This window comes from Microcoleus sp. B4-D4 (assembly GCF_036705185.1).
In the GTDB taxonomy this organism is placed as follows: domain Bacteria; phylum Cyanobacteriota; class Cyanobacteriia; order Cyanobacteriales; family Microcoleaceae; genus Microcoleus.
Genome location: NZ_JAUBTX010000067.1, coordinates 1 through 18,429, shown reverse-complemented (window position 1 = coordinate 18,429; position 18,429 = coordinate 1). Strand labels below are relative to the sequence as shown.

The window sequence follows — 18,429 nt, the reverse complement described above, 5'->3', positions numbered from 1 at the left end:
GGAATGGCAGATAGTTTAGGCAACTAACTGGGCGCACAAATTGTCTTCGAGCTCCCATTCTTGGTGAGCCATGCCATCAATCCCTTGGAGAATAATACTGCGGGTGTCCAAACCGTCCTCGTGCAGCTTCAACCATTGCTGGGCGGTGTTACCTTCCCGGAGAATCTTTTTGAGAGGCGAGAGAAAGCAACTAAAGCCGCGTTTCTTGGCAAGAGGGAACACCTCCTGGTAAATTTCCTCAATCCAATCTCGTGCCAAAATCTTTCTGCCATCTTGCCAGTGGATGAGTTCGGCATCCAAACTTTGCCTGGATGCAGAAATTTCGTTGGCATCTGTGAGAGCAACTAAGTCTTGGTTGCGGGTAGCCGCCGGCAAGGTGCTCAGTTGTAAAGGATCTAAACTGGGGTCTTCCATCAATTGCCAAATGCGAGCTTCTAGCAAGGCAGTGATGGCCAATAAAGCCAGAGGATTGACTTCGAGGTCGCAAATTCTGAGTTCGAGGCGGTTGAGACAGTAGGGGCGCCGATCGCCATTTGGGCGCACAGCAGACCACAAATGGCGGACATTTTGCATGGTGCCGAGTTCTAACTGTTCTTCAGTCCACTGGATGTAATGCTTGTGACTTTCAAACAGGGGGACGACGGCGGGAGTTTTGGGAAACAAACCCCAGCGAGTGGAATGGTAGCCCGTGACTTCGCCGTCGAGAAACGGAGAAGAGGCGCTCAAGGCAAGGTAAAGCGGTGCTTCGACGCGGGCGAGGCGGATGGCGCGCATCAGCAGTTCTGGTTGGGAGATGCCGATGTTGATGTGAATGCTGGCGGTAACGACTTTGGTGCCGTAGGTTTGCTCAATGTAGGTATGGTAGGGGTTGTTGGGATCGGAGCGGTAAAATCGATCGCTCCCGCCGAGAGATAGGGTACTTCCAGGCAGCAAGGTATAGTCGCCCAATTGTTTGAGATACTCGCGCAGCCGGACTCTGGGCTTGACTAGGGCGCACAGCAGGCGATCGTAGCTGCACAGCGGGGCAGTCGTGTACTCCACATTGCGGCTATCAGGCTCCCGGACAAATCCCTCTAAATTGGCGACTATGCGATCGGAAAGACCGACAACCTCACCTTGGGGCGTGCCGGTATACATTTCTACTTCAAAGCCTTTTGATAGCAGCACGTTTGTTCCTCAGATAATAAGTTGAGTGCTAGTTTCTAGTATCCCAAAAATTGAGCTGTTCGTACTATCTGCCACGAGGCAGAGTTGTAATTTTTGGTTGCTGGTAGTGAAACCGGGTGTGCAGGCGCGAACTTGGTTTGAGCGTTTGCAGATGCAAATGCGGGCACCGCCAACAGTTTCCGGGGCGGTTGTAGAGTCACAAAGGCTGTTTGTTCGATCGCGGGCGTGTTTGATTCGGCCTTGGTGGCGATCGTACTTGCGGTGAAGGGAACCCCTCCCAATTTTTGGAACAGACATCTCCGGTAATGCTTGCGGAGAGAGCTCGCTTGCAGGTTCTTTATCCTCCAAAAATCAAAGCATCCAGCGAATAGGCACCAGGCCCTAAAACTGCGATCGCCACCAGCATCAAACAGTACATAAAAGCTTTCTCCCAGCTTGGCGGTTCGCCCTTGCCATTTGGCCCTTCATACTGCCCTTGGGGAATTAAATAGGGATCGCTAGCCACAAAAGGCAACCCTTTAGATAAATCTAAATAAATTGCGAATAGCATAGAACCGAGAATCGGCAGACTTGCTAAGAGTGTAAGAAATCCCACAATCAGACAAACTCCGCCAGCTAACATGGAAGCTGCTGAGAGAAAGCACAGAAACAGGGGCATTTTCATAGCATCAGACCACTCTTGAAGATGTGTTATTTTTGGATAGCCGTGCAGCAAGAATAACCCGCCAACGCCCGCTCTCAGCAATAAAAGCGCCCAGCCTGGAAAGCCGACCAGAAACACAGGATTGAGTGAACTGAGCAGCTTGAAACTTAGTGCTGGTAGATGAGGTGAAACTTGAGCCAAAAGCAGCGCGACGGCCACGCCCACAGCAAATTTGTAAATCATTTTGTCATTCCCAATTTATTGAAATATTCCCCACAGGACACAATCGAAGGTCAAGTACAGATTCGTAAATAGTCGGCGATTACAGCCTGTTTAATTTTCGTTTGTACTTAAGAGATATCTGGGATTTATTTCCAAAATATCTAGCAAAAAATCTGCGTTAAAAAGCGTTAAGTAGAAGTCTTCACAACGGTAGAAAATTTAGGCAATTCAAGTTTAAATTGTCCTGCATTTAAACTGCATTTAAATTGTATATTTCAATTGCCGATCGCAAAATGGTAAAACTCTCTCCTCCTAAAAGATCGCAGACAATTGCAGGTGGCGAGAACAGCTTTATTGACACCCGCGAGTGTTGAGATCGATCGCATATAAAGATGTGCCAGCAGCGATCCAGAGGCGATCGCGTTTTTTTCCCCCAAAAGTCAGGTTAGCGCAAGTCTCCGGCACCGGAATTTTCCCCAAGCGAGTACCGTCGGGCGCGTACACCTGCACGCTATCTTTGGAAGTCGTAAAAATATTGCCGTGTTCGTCTGTTCGCAACCCGTCGGGTTCACCGGGTTCGATGACTGCGAACACCCGGCCGTTGTCTGCAGCGCGATCGGCTACAACATCGTAGGCGCGGAGGTGGTGATACCCTTGGGGCATATTGAAAGCAGAACTATCCGACACGTAAAGGATGCTTTCGTCGGGGCTGAAGGCGAGGCCGTTGGGGCGTAACATATCCGTCACCACCGCATCGATCGCACCAGTCGCCGGATCGAAGCGGTACACAAAACATCCAGGCTGTTCCTGTTGGCCGCCGTATCCCTGGTCGGGCTGCGTCAGGCCGTAGGGGGGGTCAGTGAACCAGATCGTGCCGTCACTCTTGACTACCAAGTCATTGGGGCTGTTGAGGCGCGATCCTCGGTAGCGATCGACCAACACCAGCCATTCGCCGCTGTGTTCGCGGCGGACGATCGCGCGCAAACCCGACGAACACGAGACAAGGCGACCTTCGCGATCGCGGTAATTGCCGCTTTGATAGTCGGAGGGGTCGCGCAAAACGCTCATTCCCTCGCGGGGACTCCAGCGCAGCAAGCGATTGCCGTGAGCGTCGCTCCACACCACGCTATCATCTTCATGGAAATAAACCGGGCCTTCGCTCCAGACGGCACCGCTGACAACTTTCTGGAGTGAAGCATCAGGGCGCAAAAGCAATTTCATGCGCTCCTCATAAATATTGATGACTTCAGACATTGATATTTTATATTATTTTTAACGTTCTTCTTATCCTTAAACAACGATGGGAAAAATACTAATCTGTCTTTTGATATAAATTTAATCTCATCCATTCGATAGAGACAAACAAAACATCAACAATGTAAATTTGAACCCATGAAAATCTCTAAAAAAGCCACTTTCTCAATTAACTAGAGAAATTGCGAACGGGTACTGCAAAACCCAGTTTTTCAACCAAAATACTTGCTGAAAACCTATAGTTTGGTAGACAAAATAGGTTTCTTTGCGGGCTGTCCAAGTTTTTTCAACAATTGACAGCAAACAATTGACAGTTGACAGTTACCTCGGACTCAAGCGCGAAGAGATTGTCAGCGAAGGAAATAAATTTTTCCTGGCAGCCTACAGGGGCAGCCTTGACACCCATTTTTTATTGTAAATAGCAACAGGATGGCAGAGATTTTTGAGATATAATCAACGTCAAATTTTCTGCTTCTTTAAATTCTTCAAACTCTCAATAGGATTAGTGAAATGGCGAACTTAGCCGCAACCAAATATATGGCCGCTGTGCCTTCACTGCCAGCAGACAAATCTGCTGGCAATTTAGAGTTAATCACGCTATTCGAGGATGCCATGCCGATCGGGGTTGCGGTATCCAAGCAAGGGCGAATTTTCATCAGCTATCCCCGACTGGTTGACGATGTAGAATTCACCGTTGCCGAACTCAAACAGCCGCTAGAAAAAAACGGCAATCCTGTTCCCTACCCCAATGCAGAAATCCACAAGTTAGATTTAGCTTCGTCCTCAGAAAAGTTGCTGTGCGTTCAAGGGATGACCATCGACGCGCGCGATCGCCTTTGGCTGTTAGATCATGCAAAAATCAAGCAAAATTCAGTTCCCTCCGGCGGCCCGAAACTGGTGGGAATTGACCTGAATGGCGATCGTATTGTCAAGAAAATTCTGTTTCCCGAATCCGTCGCCTCTGCCAATTCTACCTTGAATGACGTGCGCGTAGATTTGCGCTGGGGAGAGGATGGAATTGCATTTATTACCGACTCCTCGGAAGAAGGGCCTAACGGCATTGTTGTGGTAGATTTGGCCACCGGAAACAGTTGGAGAAAACTCAACGATCATCCTTCAACTAAACCAATTCCCGGCTTTTTGCCCATAGTCGAAGGTCAACCGATGATGGTGCGGCATCCAAACAAACCGGCCAAGCACATTCACACCGGCAGCGATGGCATTGCCCTCAGCGGTGACGGGCAAAGACTGTTCTATTGTCCCCTAGCAAGCCGACACCTTTACAGCGTCAGTATTGAAGCATTAGTTAATCCAAATTTACCTGATGAAAATGTTGCCGCCACAGTCATCGATCACGGTGAAAAAGGCGCTTCTGGCGGCATGGTTTCCGACGACAAAAATCGCCTTTATGTGACGAACTACGAAAACAATTCGATTTTGCGCCGCCTCCCTGATGGTACGTGGGAAACACTCGCCCACGATGCGCGAATGCTGTGGCCGAATTGCCTGTTTGTTGCCCAAGATGGCTATCTCTACTTTACTGTAGATCAGTGGAATAGGAACCCCAGCTATCATAACGGGCAAGACTTGCGCGAGAAACCTTACAGCCTGTTTCGCATCCAAATTAATGCGGGGCAAGTGTTGCTCGATCGCAGCTAAAATCTAGTTGGCACTTTCAATTTTTATTACTGTAAAATGATTTGTCAAGTGTCAACTGTTGAACGTTTTTACACCGACTGATGAAGCATTTTCTAAGGTGCGATCGGGAACTGTAGAAGCTTTGCTGGAAAATATGCGGGATTTAATTAAAGTTTTAATATCGTGTCCGTTCGATTATTATAACCAAAATGGATCGCGCGCGCAATCTAAGTTGTGGGGGGGAAAGCGGACTTAATTCCGCACTGCGAACCAAGAGTGCTTGCGGTTAATTTATGCTCGAAAACTTAATAACTTAAACACCTCCTACAGTCCTATCTCCTGTAAGTTGCCTTCCTCAAAGGAGGCAGAGCCTCCGCACCTGCATTACCAGGCAGAGCCTGGTAACGAGCAATGGAGTTAAGGTAAACAATGCTAAGGTGGTCAAGCCAGATGTGGCAGCAGATAACGGTGTAATTCACATTATCGATACAGTTGTGATTCCTGAATTTCTGGGTAAGATTGAATCAGTGAGTTAAGGGAAAATTATTCCCAAACCAGCACAATTTAGAAAAGATTAGGCAATGGTAAATTCGGCGAACCACTACGATATCATTATTATTGGCACGGGAGCGGGCGGAGGTACGCTTGCTCACCGTCTCGCACCGACTGGTAAAAGGATTTTGGTGCTAGAAAGAGGCGACTTTTTACCCAGGGAAAAAGCAAATTGGAGCGCGCTGGAAGTTTATCAAAAAGAGCGCTATCATACGGACGAGCGCTGGTATGACAGGGAAGAAAAGGAGTTTCGACCTCAGACTGGCTATTGGGTTGGCGGCAATACAAAAGTTTATGGTGCGGCTCTTTTACGGCTGCGGGAGCGAGATTTCGATCGCGTAATTCACAAACAAGGATTTTCTCCAGAGTGGCCGCTCAAATACGCAGATTTTGAGCCGTATTACACGCAAGCTGAAGCACTCTATGACGTTCATGGAGAGCGGGGAACCGATCCGACTGAACCGCCCTGCAGCGAACCTTATGCTTATCCTCCTGTCAGCCACGAACCTGATATGCAGGTGCTCGCGGACGATATTCGATCGCTCGGCTACAATCCGTTTCATTTACCTTTAGGATTAAAGCTGAATGAAGCCGATCGCACAAACAGCCCTTGCATTCGCTGCGATACTTTTGACGGCTATCCTTGTTTAGTAGGTGCGAAAGCCGATGCGGAGGTGAATGCGATTCGCCCAACCCGCGAAAAATATGCTAATTTCACCCTAATAACTAATGCCAAAGTCTTGAGGCTGCATACCAGCAAATCCGGGCGAGAAGTGACGGGGGTAGAAACCGAAATTTTAGGGGAACGACAGCAATTTACAGGCGATATTGTGGTGGTTTCCTGCGGTGCGATTAATTCGGCTGTTTTGTTGTTGCAATCTGCCAACGAGCAGCACCCCAATGGATTAGCAAATAGTTCGGATCAGGTGGGCAGAAATTTAATGAAACACCTGGCAACTGCTTTAGTTGCTATGCACTTAGATGTGAATACAGCTAACTTTCAAAAAACTATTGCTGTTAATGATTATTATTGGGGAGAGCCGGATTTTCCTTATCCAATGGGTATGGTACAAAATACGGGCAATGTGTTAGCTGATATGCTGCCGGCCGAGGCTCCGGCGCTGATGGCTCCGCTGGTAAAATTGATTCCTGAATACGAGCGGCATTTGATTGCTGAGCGATCGGTTGGTTGGTGGTTGCAAACAGAAGATTTGCCGGATTCAAACAATCGCGTTCGGGTGGAGGGCGATCGAATTTACTTGGATTATACGCCGAACAATATCGAAGCGCGCGATCGGCTAATTCACCGCTGGACATCTGTAGTCAAATCCCTCCACCGTTCGGCCAAGCACGTCATTCCTTTTAGCCTGTATCCTCGCGCCGAGATGCCGGTACAATCAGTTGGTCATCAATGCGGCACTTGTCGGTTTGGTACAGACTCCAAAACTTCAGTGCTTGACGTGAATTGTCGCACCCACGATGTTGAGAATCTCTATGTTGTGGATGGCAGTTTTTTCGCGTCAAATTCGGGGGTTAACCCGACGCTGACGATTATGGCAAATGCGCTGCGGGTTGGCGATCGCATCGCTGAACTGTTAAAGTAAACTTAGTTAAAAATGGCATAATTGGTTAGCAGTCATGACTTCAGTTATCGCTGCGAACGAATTATGGGAAATTAACCAGACCTCATAATATAGCAATCCTTGCAGGAGTCGTAAAGTTTTTTACCCCACCCCAACCCTCCCCTTATTAAGGGGAGGGAGTAAGAAATTCACAAATGATTTAGGATGGCTATATAAAAGCAAAGATTGAGAAAAAATAGCAAAATTTTTGAGGAAATAATGGCAATGAATGATGCTAAACAGCCGCATGAAAATGGTACAGATCGATCGGAAACACATGAGTCTCACCCGATCGCCACAGGATTGGGCGCAGTCGGCGGCGGTGTAGCTGGTGCGGCCATTGGTAATTCTGTTGGCGGAAAGGTTGGTGCGGCCATTGGTAGCATCGCAGGGGCGATCGCGGGCGGAATTGCCGGCAATGCGGTGGCTGATGTTGCTTCAGAGGCGATCGCCGAAATTCAGCCGGCGATCGGGTTAGGTTTAGGCGCTAATGCTAAGCCCGTTGAATTGCCCAAACATTACACTTGGGAAGAATTACAAGCACTATCAAAACCGCAAGGGTAGGGTTTTGGCAAAGAAATAGAACTACCACAGATAAACCAGCGAGAACAAAACAATCCAAATCACATCAACAAAGTGCCAAAACAAAGAAGCCGCACTCACGCCGAAGTGACCGGCATTGTAATTGCCAGGAATGAAAGAACGGACAAGCATAATTAGCTGCAAGATAATCCCGACAAAAACGTGCAAACCGTGAAACCCAGTCAGCAGATAAAATGTCGCGCCGAACAACCCTGTAGTCAGCCCAAAAGATAGGTTGTTCCACTCGATCGCCTGATTAACTAAAAAGTAAGTTCCCATCAACGATGCCGTCAGCCACAGCAAGCGAAATAAACCCAGTTTCCGGCGATCGAGGGCTTGTTCTGCAAAGTAAATGACACAACTGCTGGAAACCAGTACCGCCGTGCTAATCGCAGGTTTAATTACCTCTAATTTCGGAACACCAGGAGGGAGCCAGTTAGGAGTTGTCTGCCGCAAGATGATGTAGGCGGCGAAAAAACTGAGGAAGACCATACTCTCGGAAAGCAAGAATGCGGTAAAGCCAAACATCCGCTTTTTGTAATCTTGAGAATTTTGGTTGCTTTCTTGGGGCGATCGCCCTGAATGCGTAGGATTTGCCATAAGTGAAGAAGTCATTAGTCATTGGTCATTGGTCATTAGTCATTAGTCATTGGTCATTGGTCATTAGTCATTAGCATTTTGTAGAGGCGGGTTTAGCTAAGGAATGAAAATTTAATAACTTAAGCGATTGCTCGTTACCAGGCTCTGCCTGGTAATGCAGATCCGGAGGCTCTGCCTCCTTCTTTCTTGCAACTTACAGGAGAGAGGACGGTAGGAGGTGTTTAAGTTATTAAGTTTTCGCTCCTAAGAATATAGGATACAAATGACTAAAAAAATGGCAAAACCCGCCCTCACTCATTAGTTATTGGTTATTGGTTATTGGTTATTGGTTATTGGTTATTGGTTATTGGTTGTTAGTTGTTGGTTGTTGGTCATCAGTCATCAGGAAGAAAATACCTCTAGCATTCGATCGATCTCAATTCTGGAAATTATCTGCGTTAATCTGTGTTGATCCGCCGGAAATCAGCGGTTGAAATTGCAGCTATTCTTGAGCAGAAGCCTGGGTAATCCGATCGGGAGAATCGACATAGTGGTATGGCGGCAAAGTCACAATCGGAATCTGGGCAAAATTCTCAACAGGCGGCGGCGAAGAAACAGTCCACTCCAAGCCCGTAGCGTGCCAAGGATTGTTAGTTGCTTTCGGGCCCTGCAGCGCGGAAACCACCATATTGACGATAAAAGGCAGCGTCGATACCCCCAGCAGAAATCCCCCCAAACTGGCAATGACGTTCAACCCTTGGTATTGCGGATCGTAGGAAGCAACCCGGCGCACCATCCCTTGCAAGCCCAACGGGTGCATCGGAAAGAAAGTTAGATTAGCCCCGATAAAAGTCAGCCAGAAGTGGATTTTGCCCCAACCCTCGGCGTACATCCGCCCAGTCATCTTGGGAAACCAGTAGTAAATTGCTCCAAAAATCGCAATTGTGATGGTGTTGAACACAATGTAGTGGAAGTGGCCGACTATAAAATAAGTATTATTTACGTGCAGATTAAAAGGCACTGCCCCCAGCATAACGCCCGTGATGCCCCCGAACAGAAACATGACTACGCCACCCAAGGCAAACAGCATCGGCGTTTCCAAGTGCAGCTTTCCGCCCCAAACGGTAGCAGTCCAAGCGAATACCTTAACGCCAGTCGGCACGGCGACTAACATGGTGGAGAACATGAACAGCATCCGCATCCAGCCGGGAGTGCCGCTGGCGAACATATGGTGTACCCAAACGAAGATGCTGAGTAGAGAAATTGCAAAGGATGCAACCGCTACTGATTTATAGCCAAACAAAGGGTTGCGGGAAAAAGCAGGCAAAATCTCCGAGAAAATACCGAAGGCCGGCAGCGCCATTACGTAAACTGCAGGGTGCGAGTAAAACCAGAATAAGTGCTGGTAGAGAATCGGGCTGCCTTCGTTAAAAGGATCGAAAAAGGTTGTCCCCAAGGCTAAATCGAACAACATCAGCACCGCCGCCGCAGTCAGGGCTGGTAGGCAAAACAGTTGCAGCAACTGAGCGCTCAAAACCGTCCACACAAAGATTGGCATTCGGAACCAAGTCATGCCTGGTGCTCGCATTCTGACGATCGTCGTTACGAAGTTAACTCCCCCCATAATCGACGAGATGCCCAGCAGCGCCACACTCACCAGCCAGATCAGTTGGCCGTTGATTAAATCGCCCGACGGGTTCTGGATGCTCACCGGCGGGTAAGACCACCAGCCGGCCTGGGCGGTGCCACTGGGCAGCAAGAAGCTGGACATCAGCAGGATGCCTGCGGGGGGAATTATCCAGAAGGAGATGGCATTGAGGAGGGGAAACGCCATGTCCCGCGCCCCGATCATCAGCGGTATCAGGTAGTTGCCTAGACCCACCATGCACGGGAAAACCCACAGGAAGATCATCATTGTCCCGTGCATGGTGAACAAGCCATTGTACAGCGGGCGATCGACTAGATTTAATGCTGGAGAGATCAGTTCGGCGCGAATAATCATCGAGAATAAACCCGCGATTAAAAAGAAGATAAAAGCAGTAATTAGGTACTGAATGCCGATCACTTTGTGATCTTTGCTGAAGCTGATGTAGCGCCGCCAATCAATCGGATTTTCGCTGCGATCGCTTTCACGATCGCCACCCTTGGCTATGTTTTCAATCGAGTTATTTGTCATTTTTCAGTTGCTTAGTTATTAATCGAGAGAAAATTCTGTTTTTTGCCGAATAGTTAGATCAGTTGGGATGATTTACCACAGGAGGCGGAGCCGGTGTCACAGTGGGCCAGAAGCTGCTTCTGGTTTTCTGCACTTGCTTTTTGTATTCGGAAACCGCCTGATTGGTTGCAGGAGTTGGCGATTGTGTCGCAGCTTGGGTCAGCCAGCGATCGTAAGCTGCGGGGGATTCAACGTACACATCCGCATCCATCAGGGCAAAGTAAGTGCCGCTGAATTGAGAATCTCTCAACCGATATTTGCCTTCTCGGATCGGCGCAAACACAAAATTAATACTGCGGTTGGGAATGATATCTTGCTTGATGCGGAATTCAGGAACGTAGAAACCGTGAATAACATCCAGTGATTGCAATGTCAGCCGCACGTTTTGATTAACTGGCAGGTGCAATTCTGTACTGGTAACATTCTGGCGCGGATAGCGGAAAGACCAAGACCACTGTTTAGCAATTATCTCAATTTCTTCAGAAACTAATTTAGAATTGTTGTTGTTTTCCGTAGGTTTTTCGGCGGCATAAACAGGTTCTTCTAGAGGCAGGTGCAAGTGGGCGATCGGTGTCAAACCTTGGATGTTTATTTTCTGATAAATCATGTAGCTTTGAGCCGCAATCCACGTCACTAACAACACCGGAACAACTACCCAAAGAACCTCGATTTTCCAATTTCCCCTCGCAGGATGACCGTGGCTGAAGTCTCCTTTCGGTGCGCGGGAAGTGAGGATAGAATAGAGGATAATGGCAGCAATTCCGATAAAAATAAACGTTCCGATAGACACCAAGAAGCTAAACAGATTGTCAACTTGTTGGGCTTCTGCGGTTCCCTGACTGGGCATCCAAGAATAGGCCTGCTGTCCCACCCAGTGGCTGGCTATCATATCTAAGGCGATCGCGATCGCCAATAGCAAGCTCTTAAAAACTTTCATAAATTTCCTGCTGCTTGAAAAGATGCGTATTCTAACTCGAAACTCTTAATTTATTTACCTATTTACTTGAGGGCAGAACTAGGATTTAATCCCTGTCGGAGCAAACCTGCAGCCGTATTGTGAATCCCAAACTGGTCTCCCATGTGTGCTCCGAGCGTCCCGTGAACGAATAGTAAACCCAGCATGACAACGCCTGCTAGCAAATAGCTCCACTGCACTTGTCTGCTGGCTTCTTTGCGCCAGCGGTAGCGCTGAAACCCCCTCCACACGGTCAGGGCAACGATCGCCCCCAACAGCAAAACTCCGCCCAAACCGTGCAATACCATCGTCGGCGCTGCACCCAACCCCCACGCACTCTTGACATTCGCAGGGGGATCTGCGAGCATAATCTCGAAAAATCCGGCTGCGACAGTAAAAAATGTGACGATCGCACTTGCGAGCAAATTGTACCAGCCCACATCATAAAAGCCCGATCGCAGCGCAGGGACAGCCAAAAATTTCAAAATCGGTCTTTCTAACGGAAAAAGATTTCCTGCTATATCAAACAAGATGGCAATTATAAACAAACCCAGGGTAAAATGCACCAAATTCGGATGAATTGGCACTTCGTAGGGCAGTCTATTTGCACCTAGCTTGAACCCCAATTGATCGACAAGTTGCTGCACGAGTTGCGAATTCATTGCAAAATCCCTCTTTTCGTCGCTTCAACGATCGGCTCTACGTGCAACCCGTAAACCCAAACCAGCCGAGTTCCCAGATATGTTTGAAATAAAACCAAACAACTCAAAAAAGTTGTCGCCCCCAGATAAGCCGGCGGTACTTTCAAGGGACTGCGCCTGCGAATTACAAAGCGCCAACCCATAATGCCCGCCAGAATTGCCGCCAGCGACCATCCCGTAATCGTGTGCAAATCTAGTACCGGTTTAACCACCTCGTAAGGTTGCGACAAACCAGCTTCAAACTGACCGAACATCACAGCTAGGAATATGGAAACTGTCGCCACAAACAAGTTCCAGAAACTCACCTCAAACAAGCGGTGATTGCGAGTAAAATATCCCACAACGTCGCAGAAAAATGAGAAAATTACCATCGCAATTACAAAGTGGACAAGAATCGGATGGAGCGGATCGGGATAAGGTAGATTTTCGCTATTGAGAGGTAGAGCAGGCATTGCTTTGTCCTTACGGCATCAATGAATTATATCATGTCCAATCAATTGCCAAATATCAACAAGTCACAGGTTCGTAGTGAGGACTTTAGTCCTTCTAATTGCGGACTAAAGTCCTCACTACGAACCAATCTTGTCTTTATGGTTAGAGGGCAATACGGTTTACTTAAGACGATCCCCCCTAACCCCCCTTAAAAAGGGGAGTAGGGGGTGGGACAAGATTCCGATCAAAGTCCCCCTTCTTAAGGGGGATTTAGGGGGATCTCCGGGGCCTAAATATGTTAAGTGAACCGTATTGGGTTAGATCGCAATTCGGTTTGCTTAAAATTTCCAATTTCATATTTAAAGATCGATTTAAACAAAACATTGTCAGTTTCATGGCTTTTCACTGACTTGCTGGATCAGTTTCGCCACCACAGCAGTCCATCCCGTCTGGTGAGACGCGCCCAATCCTGCACCGTTGTCACCGTGAAAGTATTCGTGAAACAAAATCAAATCGTGCCAGTGAGGATCGTTTTGAAACTTTTCTAAACCGCCATAGACTGGTCTTTTACCATCTTTCCCTCTGATAAAAATGCTATTTAGCCGCTGCTCTAATTGCAAGGCAACTTCCCATAAATTCATCATAACTCCAGAGCCAGTAGGAAATTCTACTTGGAAGTCATCACCGAAGTAATGGTAATATTTTTGCAACGATTCAATTAATAAGAAATTTAACGGAAACCAAATCGGGCCGCGCCAGTTTGAGTTGCCACCAAATTGCTCAGTTGTAGACTCAGCAGGCTCATAGTCTACCTGATATTTGATGCCATCCCACTCAAAGATAAACGGATGTTCTAAATGATAGCGAGAGAGGGAACGAATGCCGTAAGGCGAAAGAAATTCATTTTCATCTAGCAGCCTTTTGAGGACGCGCTGCAATCCTTCGGGGGTGGTAATTGAAAGCAGCCTGCGCTCGCCGACTCCGGGAATTTCCATACTGGCAATATTCTTTGTCAGTTCCGGGCGGTTCTTCATCAACCAATCGATTTGCTCTTTAAATCCCGGCACTGTTTCTAATAATTCAGTTTCCAAGGTATCGACGGCAAATAGTAGCGTCATCCCCACCATTGAGCGGACTTTTAGCAAGGAACATTCACCGTTAGGCAGAGACAGGGCATCGTAATAAAAGCCGTCTTCATCGTCCCACAAACCGATTTTTTGGGGGCCGACATGGTTGACAGCATCGGCTATGTGAAGGAAGTGTTCAAAAAATTTGAGCGCCATATCCGAGTAAACTGGATCTTCGCGGGCAAGTTCTAAGGCAATTGCTAACATATTCAGCGAAAACATTCCCATCCACGCAGTACCGTCTGCTTGTTGCAAATAGCCAGTCGGCAAGGGTTTACTGCGGTCAAATACCCCAATATTATCTAAGCCTAAAAAGCCGCCTTGAAACAAATTTGCACCTTGAGGATCTTTGCGGTTTACCCACCAAATAAAGTTGAGCAGCAGTCGGTGAAACATCCGTTCGAGGAAGTCCCGATCGCCTTTACCTACTCGCTTTTCTTCAATTTTATAAACTCGCCATGCCGCCCAAGCTTGCACGGGCGGGTTGACATCTCCAAACGCCCATTCATAGGCTGGAATTTGACCGTTTGGGTGCATATACCACTGGCGAGTTAGCAGCAGTAATTGGCGCTTGGCAAAGTCAGCATCGATTAAGGCGATCGGTATGCAGTGAAATGCCAAATCCCAGGCTGCAAACCAAGGATATTCCCATGTATCTGGCATGGAAATAACTTCTTCGGCATAGAAGTTTCGCCAGTCAGAATTGCGACCATTTAAACGCTGCGCCGGCGGTGTTGGTTCGGCTGGATCGCCTCGCAACCAAGTGCGAACATCGTAGGCGTAAAACTGTTTAGTCCACAATAAGCCAGCAAAGGCTTGACGCTGTATGTTGCGGACATCTTCCTCAAGATTTGGAGTTAGCGATTCGTAAAATTCATCGGCTTCTTTTTGCCTTTGAATGAAGGTGTCTGCAAATTCTTGGCTAAAAGCATTGTCGGTATAAACATCAGTAAATCTGAGTTGGATAACTGCGGTTTCTCCTGGCTCAATTTTTAGGTGATAGCGGGCGGCGGCTTTAGTACCGATTTGAGCGGGATTTACAGCTTTTTGGCGATGGTGAACGATTAATTCGTGGAAAGCATCTTTAACGTAAGGTGAGGTATTGGCGACACCGTACAGGCGCTGTAGGTTGGTTTCATTTTCTGTAAATAACAGGGGAGGATTGCCTTCACAAAAGAGCCAGCGATCGCCATATTTTGGATGGTGAGCTTTGATAACTCCATCGCCCGATCGAGCCACATACGCTGATTTTTTGCTATCCGTCCAAGACCAAGTATTGCGAAACCATAATGTCGGCAATAAGTCGAGGGTTGCTGTTTCCGATCCCCGGTTAGTGGCGCTGATGCGAATGCAAATATCTTCTGGGGATGCTTTGGCGTATTCAGCAACGATATCGAAGTAGCGATCGCCCTCAAAAATTCCTGTATCCAGCAACTCAAATTCTGGTTGAGATTTGTCGCGCCTAGCATTTTCCTCAACCAACAAAGTATAAGGATATGCTTGCTGCGGATATTTGTACAGCCAGCGCATATAAGAATGAGTTGGGGTATTGTCTAAATAGAAATAGTATTCTTTGACATCCTCTCCGTGATTTCCTTGACTGTTGGTAAGTCCAAAAAAACGCTCTTTCAAAATGGGATCTTTGCCGTTCCATAGTGCTAGGGCAAAACAAATTTGACCGTGGCGATCGCAAATCCCTCCTAACCCGTCTTCACCCCAGCGGTAGGCGCGCGATCGCGCCGCATCGTGAGGGAAATACTCCCAAGCCTCACCGTTTGGCGAATAATCTTCGCGGACTGTTCCCCACTGGCGATCGCTTAAATAAGAACCCCAGCGGTTCCAGTGCGCTTTCATTTCAGCATTTTCTTGAATTCGTTTGTCTTCAGCACCCATTGCAGTTATCCGAGAATATTTCAGATTATATAATCTCGATTAGCCGCCTGCTGCAAAACCTGGATACAAAGTCATGCCGCCATCCACAAATAGCGTTTCACCGCAGACATAATCAGAGTCATCCGAAGCCAGCCAAACAGCAGTTTTAGCGATATCTTCCACTACCCCAACTCGACCGTAAGGAATCAGTTTTAATAGCTTTGCTTTCGCTTCCGGCGTATCCCATGCTGATGTATTGATGGGGGTTTTGATGGCCCCTGGCGCAATACTATTAACTCGAATTCTCTGGGGTGCGAGTTCTTGGGCAATACTCCGCATCATCATATTTATACCGCCTTTACTGGCAGCATAGTTGACGTGACCCGCCCAAGGAATTACCTCATGTACTGAACTCATGCAAATAATTTTGCCCGCAGCCGCAGAAATATGAGGTTGTACGCCCCGCCGCAAAAATTCTTTAGTAGCTTCTCGCGCACACAAAAACTGTCCGGTTAGGTTGACTCCAATCACTAGGTTCCAGTCGTCGAGTGTCATGTCTACCAAGGACGAATCTTTTTGCAGACCTGCGTTATTAACCAGGATGTCGATCGTACCAAATTCCTCGATCGCCTGACCGAACATAGCCTTAACTTCGTCTTCTTTGCTGACGTCGGCACCAATGGCGATCGCTTCTGCACCCCCGGCTTTGATATCCTCGACAATTTTCTGCGCCTCTTCACCTCCAGAGTGGTAATTGACTGCAACAGATGCGCCGGCTGCAGCTAAAGCACGGGCGATCGCTTCGCCGATACCAGAACTTCCGCCCGTTACCAGAGCTTTTTGGCCTTTAAGAAGCTCAGGGGAAAAGCTCATATTTTTTCTCCGTCATTTTGAAAATTTATTTGACATTTATTATATAGACTCTCTTTGTCAAATTGATAATAAACTTTTGTCAAATTTGTAATAAAAATAGTCTATACAAGAGATTGTTTTAGTTGAAGCTCATGCTAGTTATAGCGTCTAGCCATTACTACTTAAATTTATTTATGCCTGAAGAAATATATAATTTTAAATTATGTCTTTCTTAAGGCAGATACCTTTGAATAAGAATTACCTCTAATATCATGTCCTGTCAATTAACCGCAGTCAGATTCGATCGCGCGTGCGGAGTTGGGTTGTCCGCAGGGAGCGGACACTGACTGACGCACGAGCGAACCATTTTTGCGATCGCAATCGACCGAACCGGATCTAAGTTGAAGTTAGTTAGAATCAAGCTGCATTTTTGTATAATTAGTGCATCAATAAAATTATCAAATTCAACAAACAGTATGATGAACAACACAATCTATCAAACTGTAATTGTAGGTGGCGGCTTTGCTGGACTATTTACAGCTTTGCACTTGAGCCACCAACACTATCCCCGTTCTGTAATTTTGATCGAAAAAGAGGATCGCTTTTGCTTTAAGCCGTTACTTTACGAATATTTTAGCGGCGAAATGGGTGCAGAAGAAGTTTGGCCGCGCTATGACGAATTGCTAAAAGGTAGCGGTGTAATTTTTGTTAAAGATGCCGTTCAATCGATTGATTTACAACAGCGAGAAGTCAAAGTAACATCGGGAGATGCTTACAATTACAGCAATTTAGTTTTAGCTTTAGGTAGCGTTACAGGATATTTTGGAGTCGAGGGAGCTCAAGAGAATGCGTTCCCTCTGCGTACCGGAGAAGATGCGATCGCCATTGACAAACACCTGCGCGACTGCTTGCAACAAGCTCTTCAGATTCAAGATGCCCAAAAGCGCCGCAAATTCCTGACTGTCACCGTCATAGGTGCTGGAGCTTCCGGCGTGGAAATGGCAGGTACATTAGGCGATTTACTGCCAAATTGGTATGCTGCAATGGGCGGCAATGCAGAGGAAGTCCGGGTCGTTTTACTCAATCACGGCGAGCAAATCCTGGAGAACGATATTAATAGTCACCTGCGCGAAATTGCGACAAATGCTCTGCAAAAACGCACAGTACCAGTAGAATTTATTATGGAGGCAAAAGCGACAGCTATTCGCCCCAACGAAGTTGAATATCAGCGCCACGGACAGGCGGAAACTTTATCAACAGGTACAGTGATTTGGACGACAGGAACTAATATTAATTCGCTAATTAAAGGTTTAGACATTTCTGATAAATCCCGAGACAAACACGGTCGCCCTTTCGTGAACCCTACACTGCAACTGCTAGATTTTCCTGAAGTTTTTGCTGGGGGAGATTGTGCAGCAGTGCAAGGAAATTCTTTACCTCCCACCGCTCAAGTTGCTTATCAGCAGGGAGCTGCAATCGCTCACAATTTGAATGCTCTGGCTTTGGGAAATGAGCTAAAACCTGCGGAAGTTAACCTGCGGGGAACGCTGCTAAAACTGGGGATAGAAGAAAGTGTGGCTAACATTTACAATAGCTTTGAAATAACCGGAGAACTCGGTCACTTAATCCGCCAAGGTAGTTACTTAGAGTTATTGCCGACTCCCGTTCATAATTTAAAAGTAACAGAGGAATGGCTGAAAGATGAAATTTTCGATCGCCACTTGCACCCGATTCACACTGCCGATGTGGTTAAATGGGTTGGCGGTGCGGTAGTGGGCGTTGTCGTCGCCCGAAAATTGATGCAAATGTTAGGAGATAGCAAAGACAATACAGCTAGTTAATGGCTAAAATTTAGCAATCTTTTGAAATAGCTTAGGATCGAAAACTTAATAACTTAAACACCTCCTACAGCCTTCTCTTCTGTAAGTTGCCTTCCTCAAAGGAGGCAGAGCCTAGGCTGTGTACTTTGTGGTATTTTTGAGAACAAAAGTTCATACAGTTTTAGTGTCCCAACTA

17 protein-coding genes are annotated in these 18,429 nt (G+C 47.1%); 6 read left to right on the top strand and 11 right to left on the bottom strand.

The window, feature by feature from the left end:
* Positions 1-15: 15 nt before the first annotated feature.
* From gshA to QUB13_RS28160, 4 genes are all read right to left on the bottom strand, one after another.
* Positions 16-1,167: a glutamate--cysteine ligase gene (gene gshA, locus QUB13_RS28175; protein ID WP_333088900.1), complete on the bottom strand. Its 1,152-nt coding sequence runs from the start codon at positions 1,165-1,167 to the stop codon at positions 16-18.
* Between the two features lie 9 nt (positions 1,168-1,176).
* Positions 1,177-1,464: a hypothetical protein gene (locus QUB13_RS28170; RefSeq protein ID WP_333387823.1), complete on the bottom strand. Its 288-nt coding sequence runs from the start codon at positions 1,462-1,464 to the stop codon at positions 1,177-1,179.
* Between the two features lie 40 nt (positions 1,465-1,504).
* Positions 1,505-2,053: a DoxX family protein gene (locus tag QUB13_RS28165; protein ID WP_333387820.1), complete on the bottom strand. Its 549-nt coding sequence runs from the start codon at positions 2,051-2,053 to the stop codon at positions 1,505-1,507.
* Between the two features lie 330 nt (positions 2,054-2,383).
* Entirely contained in the window at positions 2,384-3,286 is a 903-nt protein-coding gene (locus QUB13_RS28160) for an SMP-30/gluconolactonase/LRE family protein (protein ID WP_333387817.1), read from the bottom strand.
* Between the two features lie 510 nt (positions 3,287-3,796).
* Between QUB13_RS28160 and QUB13_RS28155 the strand changes: the two genes are divergently transcribed.
* The 5 genes from QUB13_RS28155 (at position 3,797) to QUB13_RS28135 (ending at position 7,662) form a co-directional block, all read left to right on the top strand.
* Entirely contained in the window at positions 3,797-4,945 is a 1,149-nt protein-coding gene (locus QUB13_RS28155; protein ID WP_333387816.1) for an L-dopachrome tautomerase-related protein, read from the top strand.
* Between the two features lie 58 nt (positions 4,946-5,003).
* Positions 5,004-5,180, top strand: coding sequence for a hypothetical protein (locus tag QUB13_RS28150; RefSeq protein ID WP_333387813.1), 177 nt, complete (start codon positions 5,004-5,006; stop codon positions 5,178-5,180).
* A gap of 127 nt (positions 5,181-5,307) precedes the next feature.
* Positions 5,308-5,460: a fasciclin domain-containing protein gene (locus QUB13_RS28145; protein ID WP_333387839.1), complete on the top strand. Its 153-nt coding sequence runs from the start codon at positions 5,308-5,310 to the stop codon at positions 5,458-5,460.
* Between the two features lie 45 nt (positions 5,461-5,505).
* Positions 5,506-7,080 carry a GMC family oxidoreductase gene (locus tag QUB13_RS28140; RefSeq protein WP_333387810.1) on the top strand — a complete coding sequence of 525 codons (1,575 nt, stop codon included), beginning with the start codon at positions 5,506-5,508 and terminating at the stop codon, positions 7,078-7,080.
* A 243-nt stretch (positions 7,081-7,323) separates the two neighbouring features.
* The gene (locus QUB13_RS28135) at positions 7,324-7,662 is read left to right on the top strand and encodes a hypothetical protein (protein WP_333387807.1); all 339 of its coding nucleotides are present in this window, start codon (positions 7,324-7,326) and stop codon (positions 7,660-7,662) included.
* Positions 7,663-7,683: 21 nt separating this feature from the next.
* Here QUB13_RS28135 and QUB13_RS28130 read toward each other — a convergent pair whose 3' ends face one another.
* The 7 genes from QUB13_RS28130 to QUB13_RS28100 all read right to left on the bottom strand — a co-directional run bounded on the left by QUB13_RS28130 (position 7,684) and on the right by QUB13_RS28100 (position 16,434).
* Positions 7,684-8,295, bottom strand: a complete 612-nt coding sequence (locus QUB13_RS28130; protein WP_333387804.1) for a cytochrome c oxidase subunit 3 — start codon at positions 8,293-8,295, stop codon at positions 7,684-7,686.
* 466 nt (positions 8,296-8,761) lie between these two features.
* Positions 8,762-10,435 carry a cytochrome c oxidase subunit I gene (gene ctaD / locus QUB13_RS28125; protein ID WP_333387801.1) on the bottom strand — a complete coding sequence of 558 codons (1,674 nt, stop codon included), beginning with the start codon at positions 10,433-10,435 and terminating at the stop codon, positions 8,762-8,764.
* A 58-nt stretch (positions 10,436-10,493) separates the two neighbouring features.
* Positions 10,494-11,411 carry a cytochrome c oxidase subunit II gene (locus QUB13_RS28120; protein ID WP_333387798.1) on the bottom strand — a complete coding sequence of 306 codons (918 nt, stop codon included), beginning with the start codon at positions 11,409-11,411 and terminating at the stop codon, positions 10,494-10,496.
* Between the two features lie 62 nt (positions 11,412-11,473).
* Complete coding sequence (locus QUB13_RS28115) at positions 11,474-12,091, bottom strand: DUF2231 domain-containing protein (protein WP_333387795.1); 618 nt, start codon at positions 12,089-12,091, stop codon at positions 11,474-11,476.
* A complete protein-coding gene (locus QUB13_RS28110) occupies positions 12,088-12,582 on the bottom strand; it encodes a DUF2231 domain-containing protein (protein ID WP_333387792.1) in 495 nt (164 codons plus the stop codon). Before QUB13_RS28110 ends, QUB13_RS28115 begins: the two co-directional genes overlap by 4 nt.
* 372 nt (positions 12,583-12,954) lie before the next feature.
* Positions 12,955-15,582, bottom strand: coding sequence for an MGH1-like glycoside hydrolase domain-containing protein (locus QUB13_RS28105; RefSeq protein WP_333387789.1), 2,628 nt, complete (start codon positions 15,580-15,582; stop codon positions 12,955-12,957).
* 39 nt (positions 15,583-15,621) lie between these two features.
* Positions 15,622-16,434 carry an SDR family oxidoreductase gene (locus QUB13_RS28100; RefSeq protein ID WP_333387786.1) on the bottom strand — a complete coding sequence of 271 codons (813 nt, stop codon included), beginning with the start codon at positions 16,432-16,434 and terminating at the stop codon, positions 15,622-15,624.
* Between the two features lie 455 nt (positions 16,435-16,889).
* On the opposite strand from QUB13_RS28100, the gene QUB13_RS28095 reads away from it, so the two are divergent.
* Positions 16,890-18,254: an NAD(P)/FAD-dependent oxidoreductase gene (locus QUB13_RS28095; protein ID WP_333387783.1), complete on the top strand. Its 1,365-nt coding sequence runs from the start codon at positions 16,890-16,892 to the stop codon at positions 18,252-18,254.
* Positions 18,255-18,429 lie beyond the last annotated feature (175 nt).